This is a genomic window from Kitasatospora sp. NPDC058492 (assembly GCF_042720685.1).
In the GTDB taxonomy this organism is placed as follows: domain Bacteria; phylum Actinomycetota; class Actinomycetes; order Streptomycetales; family Streptomycetaceae; genus Kitasatospora.
Genome location: NZ_JBHXMU010000009.1, coordinates 71808 through 88913 on the forward strand (window position 1 = coordinate 71808; position 17106 = coordinate 88913).

At 69.2% G+C, this 17106-nt stretch carries 16 protein-coding genes; 9 read left to right on the plus strand and 7 right to left on the minus strand.

Going from position 1 to position 17106, the window contains the following annotated elements; translation table 11 throughout:
• Nucleotides 1–111: 111 nt before the first annotated feature.
• From ACFWPI_RS08855 to ACFWPI_RS08870, 4 genes are read right to left on the minus strand one after another with little or no spacing between them, the layout of a single operon-like run.
• Nucleotides 112–843: a nitroreductase family protein gene (locus ACFWPI_RS08855; protein ID WP_380373621.1), complete on the minus strand. Its 732-nt coding sequence runs from the start codon at nt 841–843 to the stop codon at nt 112–114.
• Nucleotides 840–2486 carry a hypothetical protein gene (locus ACFWPI_RS08860; protein WP_380373619.1) on the minus strand — a complete coding sequence of 549 codons (1647 nt, stop codon included), beginning with the start codon at nt 2484–2486 and terminating at the stop codon, nt 840–842. The genes ACFWPI_RS08855 and ACFWPI_RS08860 overlap by 4 nt, the downstream gene beginning before the upstream one ends.
• Entirely contained in the window at nt 2483–3094 is a 612-nt protein-coding gene (locus tag ACFWPI_RS08865; RefSeq protein ID WP_380373616.1) for a TOMM precursor leader peptide-binding protein, read from the minus strand. The genes ACFWPI_RS08860 and ACFWPI_RS08865 overlap by 4 nt, the downstream gene beginning before the upstream one ends.
• A 9-nt stretch (nt 3095–3103) precedes the next feature.
• The gene (locus tag ACFWPI_RS08870) at nt 3104–4402 is read right to left on the minus strand and encodes a YcaO-like family protein (protein ID WP_380373613.1); all 1299 of its coding nucleotides are present in this window, start codon (nt 4400–4402) and stop codon (nt 3104–3106) included.
• Between the two features lie 319 nt (nt 4403–4721).
• On the opposite strand from ACFWPI_RS08870, the gene ACFWPI_RS08875 reads away from it, so the two are divergent.
• Entirely contained in the window at nt 4722–5249 is a 528-nt protein-coding gene (locus ACFWPI_RS08875) for a SigE family RNA polymerase sigma factor (RefSeq protein ID WP_380373611.1), read from the plus strand.
• 247 nt (nt 5250–5496) lie between these two features.
• Here ACFWPI_RS08875 and ACFWPI_RS08880 read toward each other — a convergent pair whose 3' ends face one another.
• Nucleotides 5497–6426, minus strand: coding sequence for a tyrosine-type recombinase/integrase (locus ACFWPI_RS08880; RefSeq protein ID WP_380373608.1), 930 nt, complete (start codon nt 6424–6426; stop codon nt 5497–5499).
• A 31-nt stretch (nt 6427–6457) separates the two neighbouring features.
• Here ACFWPI_RS08880 and ACFWPI_RS08885 point away from each other — a divergent pair, with 31 nt between their 5' ends.
• Nucleotides 6458–7891 carry a hypothetical protein gene (locus ACFWPI_RS08885; protein WP_380373606.1) on the plus strand — a complete coding sequence of 478 codons (1434 nt, stop codon included), beginning with the start codon at nt 6458–6460 and terminating at the stop codon, nt 7889–7891.
• Between the two features lie 87 nt (nt 7892–7978).
• Here ACFWPI_RS08885 and ACFWPI_RS08890 read toward each other — a convergent pair whose 3' ends face one another.
• Nucleotides 7979–8863, minus strand: a complete 885-nt coding sequence (locus ACFWPI_RS08890; RefSeq protein WP_380373603.1) for a phosphotransferase family protein — start codon at nt 8861–8863, stop codon at nt 7979–7981.
• On the minus strand, nt 8860–10305 hold the full coding sequence (locus tag ACFWPI_RS08895; RefSeq protein WP_380424683.1) for a helix-turn-helix domain-containing protein: 1446 nt from the start codon (nt 10303–10305) through the stop codon (nt 8860–8862). The genes ACFWPI_RS08890 and ACFWPI_RS08895 overlap by 4 nt, the downstream gene beginning before the upstream one ends.
• A gap of 150 nt (nt 10306–10455) precedes the next feature.
• Here ACFWPI_RS08895 and ACFWPI_RS08900 point away from each other — a divergent pair, with 150 nt between their 5' ends.
• From ACFWPI_RS08900 to ACFWPI_RS08930, 7 genes are all read left to right on the plus strand, one after another.
• Nucleotides 10456–11706, plus strand: coding sequence for a methionine adenosyltransferase (locus ACFWPI_RS08900; RefSeq protein WP_380373597.1), 1251 nt, complete (start codon nt 10456–10458; stop codon nt 11704–11706).
• Nucleotides 11707–11780: 74 nt separating this feature from the next.
• Nucleotides 11781–12665 carry an aminoglycoside phosphotransferase family protein gene (locus ACFWPI_RS08905; RefSeq protein WP_380373595.1) on the plus strand — a complete coding sequence of 295 codons (885 nt, stop codon included), beginning with the start codon at nt 11781–11783 and terminating at the stop codon, nt 12663–12665.
• Entirely contained in the window at nt 12662–13372 is a 711-nt protein-coding gene (locus ACFWPI_RS08910; protein ID WP_380373592.1) for a histidine phosphatase family protein, read from the plus strand. Before ACFWPI_RS08905 ends, ACFWPI_RS08910 begins: the two co-directional genes overlap by 4 nt.
• Complete coding sequence (gene serS, locus ACFWPI_RS08915) at nt 13365–14657, plus strand: serine--tRNA ligase (RefSeq protein ID WP_380373589.1); 1293 nt, start codon at nt 13365–13367, stop codon at nt 14655–14657. Before ACFWPI_RS08910 ends, serS begins: the two co-directional genes overlap by 8 nt.
• Nucleotides 14658–15680: a glycosyltransferase gene (locus tag ACFWPI_RS08920; protein WP_380373586.1), complete on the plus strand. Its 1023-nt coding sequence runs from the start codon at nt 14658–14660 to the stop codon at nt 15678–15680.
• The gene (locus tag ACFWPI_RS08925) at nt 15674–16726 is read left to right on the plus strand and encodes a hypothetical protein (RefSeq protein ID WP_380373584.1); all 1053 of its coding nucleotides are present in this window, start codon (nt 15674–15676) and stop codon (nt 16724–16726) included. The genes ACFWPI_RS08920 and ACFWPI_RS08925 overlap by 7 nt, the downstream gene beginning before the upstream one ends.
• Entirely contained in the window at nt 16723–16992 is a 270-nt protein-coding gene (locus tag ACFWPI_RS08930; RefSeq protein WP_380373582.1) for a hypothetical protein, read from the plus strand. The genes ACFWPI_RS08925 and ACFWPI_RS08930 overlap by 4 nt, the downstream gene beginning before the upstream one ends.
• Nucleotides 16993–17106: the final 114 nt, after the last annotated feature.

Here is a 17106-nt window from a genome sequence, read left to right on the forward strand (position 1 = left end):
CCTCCGGGACCTGCTCCAGGAACAGGCCGTCATCCGGCAGTTCCATGGTGTGCAGGTCAAGCTCGAACGGGTTCGAGTCGCTCATGGGGCTTCCTCCTTTCTCTGTGCGGATCACCGGTGGCCGGTCGGCCCCGGGAGCGTGTGAGGTGGCGGTACGGGCGCGCCACCAAGGGCAAGGGCGAAGATCTGGTGCCGGCTGGCCCCGTCACTGCGAAGCGGCAGGCGTACCGAAGCCGGGATGAAGCCCGCGAAGACGGTGCCCACCAGACCGGCGGCAACGGCATCGAGCCACATCGTGTACGCAGCGGCGGATGCCCGGGTCAGCAGCATCCGGTAGCCGTGCGGTCCATGCAGTTCACTCGCCCGGTCGAGATCCGCCGCGACCGACACGATCGCGGCGGATTCGCAGAACTCCCACTGCAGTGTCAGATCGTGCAGCGCCTCGGGGGTGGGCAGCTGGGCTACCCGGGTGTAGCAGCGCTCGCCCGCGTCGAGGGAGTACATACCGGGCTCCAGTCCCGCGAGCCTGAAGGCCACTACGTCGGTCTGCAGGGGGCAGTGGTCCTGCTCGTCCGCCCAGGACCCGGCATCATCCTCGATGCCACGGGCGACCACCTCGGCCAGCAGCGCGGCGGGGACCGTGCCCGGGTCGAAGAACCTGACAGACGTCCGTGCCTTGAGGACAGTCAGGAGATCCGCGCGGGAGCGATCTCCGGGATCGAACCGGACGGTAGGTCCCAGCGGATCCGGAGCGGACCGCCTTCGCCTGGGAACGCTCCCCAGGGATGCGGGTGTCCGGAACGCGCTGATGAGTTCCGCTGCAAGGTCGTGCGGACTGCTCACTGGTTGCCTCCCAGGTCGATGACCGCGGTGATGGGCTCCACGTCGGCGTTGATCCCGAGAGCCGCCGCGATGCCGTCGTCGTTCCATCGCGGACGCAACGCGAAGTCCAGCCCGAGGGTGCGCGCCACCTCGCGGGCGGTCGCCTGCGCACACCCGCTGTCCAACAAGACGATCCGCAGGGCGAAGGCCGAGTACTTACGGGCTACCTTGGGGAAGTCGCCGGTCAGAACCAGGGTCGCCGGCTGGTACCCGGGGACCGCGTCCGTCCTCGACGACAGCCGGGCGAGGCGGTGTTCGGTCAAGACGTAACCGTAGATCCCCGGCTCGATCCCGGGTACTCGGCGGATCACCGCGTACGCGGTCACCGAGCCGATGTTGCCCCCGCTTGCCGTCCACCGGGCCACCCGTTCCTCGCTCTCGCCCTTGATCCCGGCGGTGACGGACAGCAGTAGCGAGAGCGCGTCGGCGTCCAACTTCGTGGACTCAACCGTTCGCGACAGGCGCTCATGCGAGGGCGCGGGGAGCTCGACCGCCGGTGCGACCGGCCAATGCCGCGACACCTGCTGCAATGCGAGGTTGGAAGGCTTGTAGTGCATCTGATGTGCCTTCAGATCGGCAAACTCCTTGGGCGGCATGGCCACCGAGGCCTCGAAGCGGGTCGCCAACGACGCTCGCTCGGCGATCGGCCCCTCGGCGACGGAACAGCGCGGGCAACCTGGCCGGGTCGCCGACGAGGTGTCCTTCTGTGCGAGGGTTTCGAGGTCCACCACGCGCCAACGCATCGGCAGGGGCGAGGGGGTCGTCCGGGACACGGCCGCGAACAGGTCCCGGGCGAAGAGCGCGACGGCGAGGGCGTGGTCGCCGTCGACCACCATCCGCTCGTCGCTATCCTCGCCTGCGGTCAAGCAGTCCAGGCAGGGGGTGCTCCGTGGATCGGCGAGCGGGCCCAGGGCAGCCCGGCGGCCGGCCACCCGAAGCCGCAGCAGCGGGATACCGGTGTCCCAGCAGCACTCCGCAAGGAAGCGGCGCAGCCCGGTGCCGTCCTCGTACAGCGCCCCATGGGCGTACGGCGCATCGATCCACACCGCGAGGGTGGTCCCCTCGGATGGGTTCGCACCTTTCCCACGCTCCGCCCCGACCGAGCCGGCAAGTTCCGTCAGGAGCAGCTCGGAAAGTGCCGGATCGCCGAAGATCTCGACCCGGGCGGACCGGAGCCGCGCGGCCGCCTGCTCCCAGGCAGGGTTGGCCTCGGTGGCGCTGCCTATCCGCGATAGGTAGTCGGCGAGCCGGTCGTCCACCGCCTCAGCCAGAGGCTCGCGTGGGGGCCCCTCCTCAACGACTCCGCAGGTCCACAGCAACGAGAGCGCCTTGAAGACGACTTCCTCGGGCCGGTACAGCGCATCGGCGAGTTGGGTGTGGGTACGGTTGCCGTCCAACAGCTCCAGCAGCGCGGGAAGCAGATCCACTGCCGACCTGCCGCGGAACAGCTGCTTCTTCGGTGCGCCCTCGACCACCACCTGCTCGGACTCACAGGTGACCACAAGCCCGCGACGGAGCCTCGGCCGCTGCGGAACGCGCAGTTGGGGGTCGAACCGTGCAGCCGCGCCGATGGTCTCCGCGGTGATCACGGACTGCCCGCTCACAGACTCTGCCCTTCCTCTATCGGCGCGAGTTCGCGCCACAGCTCGTCACCGGCAACCCGGGCACGGCATCGCGGGCAGCGGTCCACAGCCACTACGGTGGCCTTGCTCGTCATCCCGCTGACCTGGTCGAATCTCCGCACCGTGCCGCCGATCCCAGCGGCCTCCGATGCGCCGAACACCTCGTCGACGGCCTGGCACGCGAACGCGGCCGCCACGCCGACGTGGTGGACCGGGTAGCCGGACGGATGCCGATCACCGCTTCCGCTGGTGGGATGCTCCGGACGTTTGTGCTGCTCACGCCGGCGGACGAAACATTGGTGGCAGGCGGTCCGGCCGGGTACCACCACCGGCCCGCACTGGACCTCGGTGGCACCGGCGTGGACGGCGATCCACGGGATGCGCCAGGCAAAGGCGGCCCGGTCCAGTGCTTCGGCGATCCGCGGACGCTCGTGGGAGGTCGCCAGCACGATCAGGTCTGCGTGTGGCCACAGGCTCGGGTGCGTACCGGAGTCGACCTCCTGCCGGGTAACGCGGTACCTGCGCTTCAGACGGTCTGCGACGTCCTTGCCGAACGGCCCTGCGGCCAGCACGAGTAGATGCTTTTCCATGATCCGACCTCACGCGAAGGGCTGCGGAACGGGGTTGATGTCTTTCTCTGCGTGCACCGGGTGGCCCATGGCCCGAGGTGCCTGGTAGAGGCGCGGGTGGGCGAGGTAACGGGCCCGGTGGGCGAAGGAGAGCGGCATCAGCTGCGGGACCAGGACCCGGACGACGGTTGCCCCCACCTGCCTTGCCTCGTCCGTGGTGATGTCCACGACCACCACTTCGCAGCCGGCCCGGCCCAGCCGCTCCAGCAGCCACGGCAAGGTCTGCGTTCCCGGGGCCGGGCAAGCGAGGTCGGCCAGGTTCCGGGCCGGGCGGTTGCCCTCCAGCAGGAAGTCGAATCGGTGTCGCTGGTCCGGCGGCCCGGCCAGGAGTGCTCCGCCGATGACACTCAGTGTGTCCTCCGGGGACGCCGGGCGACCGCTCCTGCCCGACATGGAGCGGAGCGCGATGCGCAACGAGGCGGCCTCCCGGTACAGCTTCGCGATCGCCCGGCCCGGGTCCACATCGCAGGTAGCGACCACCAGTTGGGCGAGGGTGTGGTCGTGGTCGGCCAGCTGAACCCCGTACACGACCGGAACCCCGAGATCCGTGGTGGCGTCGAAGAGGAGGGTCCGGATGTTCTCGGAACTCGCCCGCTCGACGTACGCCCGGTGTTCAGAGGCCAGTTGGTCGAGGCTGAACTCGAGCCGGGGCAGCCTCAGTCGCTGCAACCAGGTCAGTGCGATCGAGTCCCGCTCAACGACTTCGAGGAGGCCGTTGGCGACAGCGGCGAGCGGCTCGGAGTGCGTGGCACAGCCGGTGGAGACAGGATGCAGGTAGCGCTCAGCCGCGGACTCCGGAGAACACTTCAGATAGACCTGTACCGCTGGTACGAACACCTTGCGGCGCCGCGCGAACGACCAGCCCTCGACCCAGCGCAGCGGCACCCTCGGGTCGGTCGGCACCAGGCCGCTCCGCAGATCGGAGAGCTCAGCCGCCGAGCAATTCGGCCACTCCCATGGCGGGATGGCATCCTCGCCCAGCTCGGCGGCCGTCGCCCAGATCATGTCCTCCGGATGCCAGGCACACGAGGAGTAGCGCTCCAGGGATTCGGCTGCTGCCAGATGGGCCGCCGTCTCACGATCCAGCGCCCCGCCCGCCCCGTCAAAGTTACCGGAGGACGGGTCGTGCACCCACTCTGATTGGGCGGAAAGTGCTGCCCCCGGATTTCCCAAGGAGCCGGAGAAAATCGGGAAGTCGGGTTCCCCTTCGGTCACCGGCAGCCAGGTCAGCCGGGAAACCAGCCCGTATGGCGACACCAGTCTTCCCATAGCCCGCAGGGACGCGGGAACGGCCCCGCTCAGGGGCGTCTCATCAAGCGTCCTCATCCCAACTCCCCACTGTTCGACAGCTCTTACGGCACCTCTAGTGGCGCCTCGACTCCCAAGCCACTGGCGGGACGGAGCACTGCCTGGTTGACTGCTGGGCAGTAGCGGGGCCCGGCCAAGCTCCTACGCTTCGAGCGGCTTCACCCTCTACACGCGCCTGACCGGTCGGCGCGCTGTCTCAGGAACGAGGTAAATTTTCGGCGTCGGATTTGCGGGGATTACGGGGGCTAGGGGTTTACATGGACTTTGGGGGGACTAACGAATGACAGGTCGTGATGATCAGCCCGATGATGACTTCGCTCAGTACGTCAAAGAAGCGCGACTCGCACTCAGGCGCAACGCATTTGTACTGGTCGGAGACTGGTTCGCGGCCGACGACCTGGTTCAACAGACGCTGATCGCCCTCTACAGACACTGGTGTCAGCTGGAGCGGCGGGACGAGCTGTCCGCCTACACACGCACGGTGATGGTTCGGCTGTTCATCAGCGAACGCAGGGGGCGTCGCTGGACCCGCGAACAGACACAGGACGTGCTGCCCGAACCGGAGCCTGCACAGGAGGAGACCTACCGCGTCGGCGACCGGCTGCTGCTGCTCGCCGCACTCTCAACTCTCACACCGAGGCAGCGGAGCCTGGTCTTCCTCCGTTACTGGGAGGACTTGAGCATTGATGAGACTGCCCAGATCATGAGCTGCTCACCAGCCACGGTACGCAGCTCAACCTCGCGGACCCTGCGGCTCCTGCGGGAGAAACTGGGCGATCTCGTCCTGCTGGAGCGAACCGGACCGTGATCGGACGCATGTCACGCTCGCCTCGGTTACTCGGGATCAGCGACCGCGGCAGCCTTGCGGATCTCTGTGACGAGCTCGTCATCACTGAGCTTCGGCGAGGGCTCAGGGGCTGATCCAAGAAGCGAACTCAGGAGATGACGTAGCGAGTCGCCGCCGGCTCGGACGTCACCCGGATAGGGGTCACGCCGGTCGTCACTCATCGTTCGGCCCCTGGAACCATCAGCGTGATTGAGTCCACCGCGTAAGGCTACCGCGCATTCAACGATGCCGTATCAGTCTCGGCTATGCCCGGTGCGCTTCCCACCGCAGGTGCGGTGGCAAGCGCACCGATCTGGTCGTCAAGCCTGTCCAACTTGCCGGCAGAGTGCACGTCTTGATCGCGAAGCCCCCCATTCGGTGCTCGGCGAGACCCAGTGGGTCTCGCCGAGCACCGAACGGACTGCTGAGCCAGATCGCGACGCGAGGAGAGCGCCTCCCCGAGGCGACTCAGGGCCTTGAGGCGCTCGGCGAGGGAGGCGTGCGCGTAGACCTTCATGGTCACGCCGACGTCGCTGTGGCCGGCGATCTCCCGGACGATGTGCGGGGGCACTCCGAGGTCGAGCAGCAGGGTGATGCAGGTGTGGCGGAGGTCGTGGAAGCGGAGATCGTCCAGGCCGAGGCGACCGCGGACCGCGTGCCAGCTGCGGCGCAGGTTGTCCGGCTCGTACGGGGTGCCGATCCGGGACGGAAAGACGAGGTCATTCTCCTGCCAGTCCATGCCGGCGGCGGCCCGCTCGACGGCCTGACGCTCCCGGTGGTCCACAAGGGCGGCGAGGACCGGCGCGGGCAGCGGCAGGGTGCGCTCGGAGGACAGCGTCTTGGGCAGGACGAATCGCAGCTCGCCGTCGACCCGCTGGAGGTTGGTGCTCACCGTGAGGGTGCCGCGCTCCAGGTCGACGGAGCTCCAGCGAAGGCCGAGCAGCTCGCCCCGGCGCATGCCGAGCATCAGCGCGAGCACGTACAGGGTGTGCAGGCGGTGGCCACTCAGCTCCTTGAGTACGAGCTTGGCCTGATCGGTGGTCAGGCCCTTGCCGATCCGATAGTCGGGCGCGGGGACCTTCACGAGCTTGGCCACGTTCTTGTTGATCAGCTCCTCTCGGACGGCGTGCTCCAGCGTGTTGCGGAGCACGGCGTGCACGGACTGGATCATCCGCACGGACAGCAGCCGCTTGCAGCACTCGCCTGCGGCACAGCAGATCGGCTTGGGCCACGCCGACGACCACATCCACATCCTCGCCACCGTCGTCCGCGCCGACCTCACACAGGCCCGCCTGCGCGGCGACCAGTACCGCGTCGAGGACGAGCTCACCAAGATCGAGAGCCAGTACGGGCTGCGCGACCTCTCCGAGACCCGCACCCGCGAGTACCGGGATGCGATCCCCAAGCGCGCCAAGGGCAAGGAGCTGCACAAGGCCCAGCGCCTCGGCCGGGAGGGCACCGACCGCGACCGCCTGCGCACCGCCGTACGCCAGGCACTGGCCGGAGCCGCGGACGAGGAGGAGTTCACTGCCCGGCTCATTGCGAAGGGCGTTCTCCTCGGCGTGCGCCGTGCGCCCTCCGGCGACGTGACCGGCTACAAGTTCGCCCTCCCCAACGGCGACAAAAGCGGACCGATCTGGTTCTCCGGCAGCAAGCTCGCCTCCGACCTCACCCAGCCGAAGATCCAGGCACGCTTCGCCCTCGGCGTCGACGAACCCGCCTTCCCCACGCCCGACCCCCGCACCTGGCCCGCTGACGGCCGCCACCGGGCCAGCACCACCATCGAACGTGCCTACCCGGCCTTCGACAACGACCAGGACGCCGCCCGCGCGGAGGCGGTGATCCGAGGCGGCCTCGAAGTCCTCGACACACTCGCCGCCACCAGCCCGACCCTCAGCAGGAAGGAACTCCACCAGGCCGCACGAGCCCTGGAGTACACCCGCACCGCCCACACCCGCGCAGCCGGCGCCGACCTGCGCGCGATGCGCCCCGCCGCCCGAGAACTCCTCCACGCCGGACCCGCCACCGGCCGGGGAGAGGACGGCACCGCCGCCGCTACGGTCCTGACCAGCCTCGTGCTGCTCGCCATCGTGATCGCCAAGTGGCACGCCGCCCAAGGCCACCGCCACCAGGCCGACGCCGCCCGCACGGCGGCGGACCACCTTCGCGCCGCCTACACCCGCCACGCGGCCAAGCCGATCGCCCACCTCACCCTCGAAGGACGGCTCCTCCCGAAGCCCGACCACGACCGGCAGGCCGACGCCGTCCGCCGCACCCTGCCCGGCGACCAGGCCACCCGACTCCTCGCCGAGGACAACTGGGCAGCCCTCGCCGCCACCCTCGCCCAAGCCGAAGCCGCCGGCCACAACCCGACCACCCTGCTCACCAACGCCACCGGACGACGCGAACTCACCACCGCCGACTCACCCGCCGCCGTCCTCACCTGGCGCATCCGCCGCGACGCGGGCCTCCCCACCCCCGCACCAGCTGCCACCCTCGACGAACTGCGCACCAGGGCAGCCCGCGCCCGCACCACCGTCAATCGCGCCACCGGCACACCGGCTACCCCGGTCATCACACCGCCGCCGCTGGTCGCACCCGACCAGGTGCGCCGACCACGGTGACCAACTTCGGCTGGGCGGGTACGGAGCCTCCGCAGCCGCCGAACAGGTGCAGGCATCGCGGTCGGGCTCGTCCCTCACACCGACATCTCAGCTGACAGCTGTCCAGCCCCACGGGCGAGGACCTTTCTGTCCCTGCAAACAGGAGAGACGGTAGTGGGCTTCCGCCTGGTGTCGAGCCGGATCGGCCGCCGCATGCTGGAGAGCGAAGCAGGTGACCCGGAGCTCACGGATACTCCGCAGGACCGGGTAGCCAGCCCAGGTCATCACGTTGGCTCCGTACGCCTCGCAGAACGCGGCGTACTCCCTGTCCGAAACGGTGCCGAAGGTGTCGTATCCGACGGCGGTGGCTGTGAGGTCCCACTCGGGAGGCCCCAGGGAAGTCCGTTCGAAGTCGAGCAGGTAGTTCGTGGTGGGTGTGACCGCCACATTGCCGCGCCAGGCATCGCCGTGGATGACGCTCGTGGGCAGGCCTGGGGGGAGGTTGCGCCATGCCGTTTGGAGTTCGGCCAAGCAGCCGCGCAGCCAGTGTCGCTGAGTGTCGTCGAGGGTGGCCGCATCGTCGATCCGGGCGTCAAGCCGGACGAACGGGTCGAGGGCACCCAACGGGATGTCCGGAACGGGAAGTCGGTGGACGCGTCGGAGTAACGGCGCGATGTCGGCAGCGGCTCCTGGCCGGTGCGGGGGCAACTCGTGCCAGAAGGTCACCGGGTTGCCGTCCACGTCCACTGGTTCCCGGAGGTGGTCGAGCGGGCGTACCGCAGGTACCCTGCAGTCGTGGAGCCACCGGGCGACCGCCAGTTCGCGGCTCGCGGCAGTCGATTGCCCAGGACGACTGATACGGGCCACGACCCCGAGCGGCAAGCGCCACAGCGCGTTCTCGCCGATCCGGATCGGTTCGGCCCCCGCCGCGGAGAGGCCGACCTCCGCACACGCCTTGAGGAGGACGGAACGGGAGTCACTGGGGTCGCTCACGCCGCCACCGTAGCGGCGATCTGTTCCCGCAGGTCCCGGATATCGGCAAGGCTGCGGTGGCGTTGGGCGACCCGGCCGAGCTCGGCCAGCTCGTGGTTGGCCCGCAATGAGCGGAGGTCGCTGACCTCGGCGAGTGCGCTACGACTCTCGCTCAGGGCCTGCTCCGGGTCGCCGGCTGCCATCCGGAGCGTGGCGAGCTTGGTCCGGGAGAACGCACGGGACCTTGCGAAGCCTTCACCGTGCCCGTCGACCGCGGCCTGCAGCCGCCGGAGCGCCTCCTCCGGCGGGTGGCCGGCGAGGGCGAGGTCGAACAGTGCGTGGCCGGTGTCCCCATGGTGCTGGGCGCTGTCGTAGTACGCCATCCACGGTCCCTCGGCGGCCGGGGCGATGGCGGCGAACGAGTCGTCGGAAGCCCCGATCGCGGCCATGGTCTGCTGGGTGCGGCCCATCTTCGCCAGCGCACGGGCGCGGGCGTTGTGGAGCATGGACCGTTCGGCGGGAGAGAGCCGGTCCGCACGGGCCAGACCGAGTTCGGCGAACGTGAGCCCGGAGTCGGGATCGCCTCGCCAGATGGCCTGACGGGAGCGGAGGTTGTAGGAAATGGCGCGGAGCGGCCAGTTGTCCACTTCCTCGGCACACGAGGTGGCGAAGGCGAAGAGCCGGTGGGCGTCTTCGTGGGCGAAGGCGTCGAACGCCGAGGCGCCGACCACGGTCGCCAGGCGGCTTACGGCGCCGAACAGCTCAGCCCGCAGCGGATCGGGGCAGCGGCTGTTCAGGAGGCCTGCAGCCCAGCGGAGTTGAGCGAGCGCCGTGTCGCGCACGACGCCGGCACCGCCGTAGAGGTTGTCCCAGCTGCGCAGCGTGGTCGCAGCGGTGCGGATCTGCTCCATGTCGGCGGGCCGGACGACCTCCGGTACGGCAGCAGCCGGGGTGGAGGTCAGCAGCTGAGCCAGAGGGCCTGCGGCGAGAGCTGCACTCGTCGCGGCGAGGAAGTTCCGTCGTTCCATGGGGTCGGACTCGTTCCACTCGGAGGCTGGGGGTGGTAATTCCAGCCTGCCCCCGAGCAGATCCTTTCGGGGAGGCTTGACGGCCGCACCACGCCGTTTGTCCATTTCCCCCGAGCGGTTGTCCAATTCGGCTTCGGCGAGCGCGACGCTCCGGGCGAGCACGCCGCCGGTGTCGAGGACCGTGTCCAGTGCTTGGGCGTGGTGAAGCTTGCAGGGCCGTTCCGCCCGCTCGATCTTGCTGATCAGGTCCCCACTCAGATGGACCAGCTGACCAAGCCGGTCCTGACTCAACCCCCTGAGCTTCCGCCAGTACTGGAGCTCCGCGCCGAACCAGTGGGCGGCGGACCGGGTGGGGTCCAGAGGCTTCAGCGGTCGCGGCACGTGATCCCCCTGGGCGTCTCTTGTGGACGGCGGTCGCTGTCCGAATGCCGGCACTGGTCGGGCCGTTCACCGGCGGTGCTGAATGTTTCCCAGCGCTCAGCGCCCATTACACACCGCTACGGCCTTGAGGTGCAGGTGTTCGGCGCATCAGCGCGACGGAAGCACCTGCCCGCCGTAGCGGAACCGACGGAAGAGGAGATCGCCATGCAGCGAGTCAGCACGACCGCGGAGAACAGCAGCGTCACCATCGAGACCGGGCGTCACCTCCCCACCGAACTCGTCCTGCTGGAACGCAAGGGACTCGGCCACCCCGACACCCTCGCCGACCACCTGGCCGAGGAGCTCTCCCGCGTGTACAGCCGCTACACGCTCGACCGCTTCGGCGCCGTGCTCCACCACAACTTCGACAAGCTCGCGCTGCTCGGCGGCTCCTGCGAGGTCCGCTACGGCGCCGGCCGGATGACGGCTCCGGTGAAGGTGCTGGTCAACGGCCGGGCCGCGTACGCCTGCGGCGGCGAGGACATCCCGGTACGGGAGCTGGTCGAGCAGGCCGTCACGGCGTTCTTCCACGACCGGCTGCCCGAGCTCGTCGGCCACCTCGACCTGGTCTTCAACATCACCAGCAATCCCAGCCCCGGCGCGGTGGTCACCGACGAGAGCGGCACCGACCGGTCGCGCTGGTTCGCGCCCCGCTCGGTGGACGACCTGCGCGAGCGCCACACCCTGCTCGCCAACGACACCTCGCTCGGCACCGGCTGGGCTCCGATGGCCCCGTTCGAGCAGTTCGCCCACGCGCTCGTCAACCACCTCTCCGGCGTCAGCGAGTTCACCCTGGCGAACCCCTGGTGCGGCTCCGACGTGAAGCTGATGGGGCACTTCGACGGCACCAAGGCCGAGGCCATCCTGTGCGTCCCGCAGAAGTCCGAGCACGTGCCCCACCGGGCTGCGTACCTCGCCAACAAGGAGGAGGTCCTGGCCGAGTGCGCCCGGTTCGCCGAGCAGCACCTCCCCGGCATCGAGATCACCTTCCTCCTCAACGCCCGCGACGTCCCCGAGAAGGACGAGCTCTACCTGACCTACACCGGCAGCTCCATCGAGTCGGGCGACGAAGGCGTCGTCGGCCGCGGAAACCGGGTCAACGGCCTGATCACCCCGCTCCGCCCGATGAACCTGGAAGGGGCCAGCGGCAAGAACCCCGTCTACCACGTCGGAAAGCTGTACAACCTGGCAGCCAATCGGCTCGCCCAGCGCCTGTACGAGGAGACCGGCAGCTACGCCGAGGTGCACCTGGTCAGCGCGACCGGTCAGCGGCTCGACCAGCCCTGGAAGGTCCTGATCCGCCTCGCGGCGGAGGATCCGGAGATCGAGAAGGTCCGGGCCCAGGTGACCCTGGCTCTCGGTGGCTTCCCGGAACTTACTGCCGAGTTGGTCCACCACGGGGTCCGGCTCAGCTGATGCGCACCGAGTCGCACACGCTCCCGCCCCCGCGCGGCGCCTGGAGGCGCTTACGTGACCACTACGGCCCGGAGGTGCACGGATGGCTCGCCCGCGCGCCCGAGCTCTTCAACGAGGCCGCACGCCGCTGGCAGTTGTCCCTCGGCAGCTACCACGACGCCGGCCACGCATCCTTGCTGATGGTTGCGCACGAACGCTCCGGAGGACGCGAGGTTCTGTTGAAGGCGTGGCCCGACCACAACCGCTATCGCAACGAGACGATTGCCCTCGGGATTTGGGCAACCGGGCCGGCTGTCCAGGTGATCGAGCGCGCGGACGACCTCGGTGTCGCGGCCCTGGAGGTGGTCGCCGCCGTCCCCGGCGGCTCCGCCGGGCCGGAGACGCACGAGTTCGAGGCGGTGGCCGCCGCTCTGCAGGAGCTGCATCGTCTCGGCCGAGGTTCGGACAACAAAACCGCAGCGCTTCCCAGTCTTCACGACTTCCTCGAATGCGAGCTGGTCCCGCGGGTGCACCGTCGTCTGGCGGCCCAACGCCCCCAGCTGGCGGTCGACTGGGCGGGGCTCGGCGAGGGTTTGGTCACCGGTCTGCGCCCGGACGGGGCGCGCGCTTCGGTTCTTCATGCGGACGTCTACCGGGAGAACGTCCTCTTCGACGACGAACAGAAGCCGGTCCTCGCGGACCCCCTGCCGATGGTCGGCGACGAGGTCTTCGACTGGGCGTTCTGGACCGTCTACTACGACCTGGGCACGGGTACCCGCAAGCGTTTCGGGATCGCCGTCGCAGTCGCCGGCCTCGATCCGCGTCGGCTGCGGCACTGGAGCCTCGCCCTCTGCGTGGACGGGCTCCTCTACTACCGGGAGCTGGGTGACGACCGCGCCTCCGTGATGGAGCGGGTGATCGCGGGGCTGGCCGGCGACCGCGGCCTCACGGCGACGAATGAGAGGAGCGGGCACGCGTGACCACCTACCTCCTGCGTCATGCCAGTACCTGCTACAGCGCGACCCACCGCGTCAACGGCGACCCGAAGGTCGATCTTTCGCTGGATCCGGCGGGGCGCGTCGCCTGTCGGACCGGCGGCGGCGTGGTCGCCGCCGTTCAGCCGGGCACCTGGGTCGCCTCGGCGTTCGCCCGCACGAGTGAGACGGCCACGCTGTTGATGGGCGACGCGGACCGGCCCATCAGGGTCGAACCCGCGCTCAACGAAGTCGACTACGGGCGGTTCGAAGGCGGACCCTTCACCGAGTACGCGCGCTGGCTCGTCGTCGCCGGACCATGGGCGCACCCGCCCGGCGCGGCCGAGTCCCAGCGCGGAGCCGTCCGCAGAATGCTGGTGGGACTCCGAGGGATGCTCCACCTGCCGTCGCCCCGGGTGGTCGTCGCACACGGCCTACTGGCCGCCGTGCTGCGGTGGCGGAGACGGACTTCGCGCGATGGCCCGGGTCGGGCCATGCCGATCTTCTTCGATGAGGTGCCTTGCCTGTACCTGGTCGGGATCGAGGATGACGAACTCGAAAGGCTCGTAGGGACATTGCTCGACGACCTGGCCGCGGAGGAGCAGGAGACCGTAGCAGCGGGCGGATGGTCGTCGCGGCCAGAGGACGAGCGCGTCCTTGCTACCTTCGACGAACCATCCGTTCAGCTGGAGGAGACAGACTCCCATGCATGATCCCCGCGCCCTCATCGAGATGGGCTCCGAGGCGGTCCGCCGCCTCGCCCGCCGCGGCTACACCCTGGATCTCTCTGCGTTGGAGTCTCTTCAGTCCCGCCGGTCCCAGCTCATCACCCGCGTCGACGAGCTGCGGGCCGAGTCGAAGCGGGTCGCCCAGGAGGTCCAGCAGGCGGCCCGCCAGGGCGGTGACACCGAGACGCTGAAGGACCGAGCCCGCGAGCTCAAGGAAGAGATCCGATCGGCCGAGGCGGAGCAGGAGCAGGTGCAGCAGGAGTTGCGCGACTTCCTGCTGACCATTCCCAACCTGCCTCTCGACAGCACCCCCGAGGGGAACTCGGACGAGCACGCCGTCGAGATCCGTCGCTTCGGCGCGCCGCCGTCCTTCTCCTTCGAGCCGAAGGACCACGTGGACCTCGGCGAGGCCCTCGGTATCCTCGACTTCGCCCGCGCGAGCAAGCTCTCCGGCTCCCGGTTCAGCGTCTCGCGCGGTGCCGGCGCCGCCATCGAGCGTGCCCTGGCGACGCTCTTCCTGGACCTGCACACCAAGCGGCACGGTTACGTCGAGCACGCGGTCCCGTACCTCGTGACCCGGCAGACCATGACCGGCACCGGCCAGCTCCCGAAGTTCGAGGAGGACCTCTTCGCCACGGGTATGGGTGACCGTGAGCTCTTCCTGATCCCGACCGCCGAGGTCCCGCTCACCAACCTCTACGCGGACGAGATCATCCCGCCCGCCGAACTCCCCCTGGCCCTCACGGCGCACACCCCGTGCTTTCGCTCGGAGGCCGGCTCCTACGGCCGCGACACCCGCGGCATCCTGCGCCAGCACCAGTTCTCCAAGGTCGAGATGGTCCGCATCTGCGACCCCGAGGACTCCCAGGCGGAGCTGGAGAAGATGCTCAGCCACGCCGAAGCCTGCCTCAAGGAGCTGGGACTGGCCTACCGGGTCGTCCAGCTCGCCGCCGGCGACCTCGGTTTCTCCGCCCAGATCACCTACGACATCGAGGTCTGGCTGCCCAGCCAGCAGACCTACCGCGAGATCTCCTCCGTTTCGGACTGCGGCTCCTTCCAGGCCCGCCGAGCAGGCATCCGCACCCGTGACGAGCACGGCAAGACCAAGCCCGTCGCCACCCTCAACGGCTCCGGACTGCCCATCGGCCGCACCCTGGCCGCCCTTCTCGAACAGTGCCAGCAGCAGGACGGGTCCGTCGTCCTGCCCGAGGCCCTGGTGCCCTACCTCGGATTCCGCCGGATCTCGGCGGACGGAACAACGGAGGCATAAGTGTTAGTCGGCATCTGCGACTTCCCCAGCAGCTACACCTTCCCACCCGTCGGCTACGGCGGGATCGAACGCTGGCTCTGGGCAGTGGCGGAAGGCGCCCGAGCCGCAGGCGCCGACGTACACCTCCTCGGCCCCGGCTGGAGGACCAACCTCGCGGACGACTGGGCGTTGCGCCCGGTCCGCCTAGAGGACCTCCAGCCGGGTACCCGGCAGACTCGTGACCTGCGTTCCACCGGCTACGACCTGCTCGTGGTCGGACACGAGTACCCATCGCTCCCCGGGTGGCGTCGGGTCTGGGCCGATCTCGACTGCGACGTCGCGACCTTCCAGCACTCGCCGGTCTTCCGGCACGCCGCCGACGCCTTCGACGCGAAGCGCTCCCGGCTGTACTGCTACTCGCCCGAGATGGCGGGGCTGTACGCCGCCCACACGCCGGTGCTGGAGCACGCAGTCCACCTCGGGCTCGGTGAAGCCGAACCTCCCGCCAGGCCCGGCCGCGACCTCGTCTGGCTCGGCCGGATCGACGAGGAGAAGGCGCCGCACCTCGCGGTGCGCGCGGCCCAGTTGCTCGGCCGGCGGATACGCATCGTCGGACCGGTCTTCGACAACGACTACGTGCGACATCACCAGGCACTCTTCGCAGCCGATCACGTCAGCTGGGTCGGTGAAGTCGGAGGGGTGGCCAAGACGGCCGCGTTCTCCGATGCCTCGGTCTACGTCTACACCTGCTCACGAAGCTACGTGGAGGCCGGCGCCGCCGTGTTCGGGGAGTCCCTGCGTGCTGGCACGCCCGTCGCCGCGCTCTGCTGGCGAGACGGCACCTGTGCGGAGGCGGCTCTGTGCGAGAGCACCGGCGCCGTTGCCAGAGTCGTTCCTGAGCACGACGACGAGGACGTGGCCTTGGCGCTTGCGACAGCGATCGAGCGGTGCCTGGACCTGGATGCGCGGACCGTACAGGACATCGGCCTGAGCCGGTTCGACCCCGAGCGGCACTTCCGCGCTCTGGCGACCAGGCCGTGCTGACCGCGGACTCACCGTCCAGGCCGGTCAATCTCCTGAGCGACCGCCTCGGACTCGGCACACAGTGGGACATCGAGCACCATGCCGACGGCCGCTTCGAGATCCGCCACCGCGACCGGGGGACGCCGTACCGGCCGGCCAGTCGACCGCTCCAGTGGGCTGGTCTGCTAGAGCAATTGGAGAGTGGCTTCCGTGCGGCGGGCGTCGCCCGTGCGAGGCCGCTGCCCATGCGGTGGGGCTGGGACACCGAGCTGACGATCTCCGCCGTCCAAGCGCTCGACCCGCTCCTCAAGGACGGCAAGCCGTACGTCTTCCGCCGTGGCTACCTTCCCCAGCCGGTTGTCAGACTGACCGGTGAGCGGGACCATGTCGGCGCTCTGAGGGAGGGGTTCCTCACCTCGTTCGTCAACATCTCGCGCATCGAACCCGTCAATCGGACAGCCGAGTTCACCGAAATCTTCGATCACTGGCTCACAGTGCTGTCCGGCATCGGGCTCCACGCCAGACACCTCACCATCCATGGCCGCAACGCCATCTGGCAACGCCGCGAAGTCCGCGGCCTCACAGTGCACTTCCGACACCTGGACCTTCCCATCGGTGACATCGTCCTGCTGTGGAATGCTGCGGATCCCAGCTGCATGGCGGTGGACCTGGGCTCCGGCCTTGAGCGCCTGGCCTGGGCTCGCACCCGTCGCCCGTGGTGGGAGCTGGCCTTCGGCCGCTTCGCGACGGCCGGTATGGACGCCGACGTGCTCGACGCCGTTCGAACCGCGACGCTGCTCGTCGGTAACGGCATCGCCCCTGCGGCACGAGGGGCCGGCGGGATACTCCGTCGTATCCTTGCCGGCGTTCCCGCCGACGCGGCACCGCTCGGGGTCAGCGCCCTGGTCCGGGCGAGCCACGGGTTCTGGAGCCTCACCTCACCGATGGCGCTGCCGTGGCCCGAGGTCGCCTTCGTCATCGAGCGCGAGATCCAGCGCCGCGACGTCACCTCTTCCATCCCTCTCCCCCTACCTCGGTCGAGCTGGAGCTGGAGCGACAGGACGTGAGACTCCGACGTGACCGGAACCCGCTGGCCGAGTTCCGACTCCGCTTCGCCTGGACGACCGGGTTCTGCTTCAAGTGCGAGGAAGTCACCCAAGTAGCCGAGTTGGGCACACTCACCGTCGAAGGCGAGACCGTCACCCTCGCGGCCTGCCACCTCTGCGCCTGGCGGCTGGAGCGGCAGCACCACCACGCCCGCCAGGCCCACCTCCGCGCCCAGCTCGCCGGTGCGTGGGCTGACGCTACGAGACGGGCAGCGGAATGCATGTGAGGAGGGGACATGCGACCGAGGCCCAACAGTGGATCGCATCAAGGCTGCTCCTTCCCGGAATACGCTCATCACAGGCTGGGAGGTTCGACGTCCAACCTGACGGGTCGTCGCTTA

What these genes read in the sequence shown, in the direction of transcription:
- ACFWPI_RS08900 (WP_380373597.1), top strand. Translation starts at nt 10,456, where the DNA reads ATGCAGCGAGTCAGCACGACCGCGGAGAACAGCAGCGTCACCATCGAG.
- ACFWPI_RS08875 (WP_380373611.1), top strand. Translation starts at nt 4,722, where the DNA reads ATGACAGGTCGTGATGATCAGCCCGATGATGACTTCGCTCAGTACGTC.
- ACFWPI_RS08870 (WP_380373613.1), bottom strand. Translation starts at nt 4,402, where the DNA reads ATGGGAAGACTGGTGTCGCCATACGGGCTGGTTTCCCGGCTGACCTGG.
- ACFWPI_RS08865 (WP_380373616.1), bottom strand. Translation starts at nt 3,094, where the DNA reads ATGGAAAAGCATCTACTCGTGCTGGCCGCAGGGCCGTTCGGCAAGGAC.
- serS (WP_380373589.1), top strand. Translation starts at nt 13,365, where the DNA reads ATGCATGATCCCCGCGCCCTCATCGAGATGGGCTCCGAGGCGGTCCGC.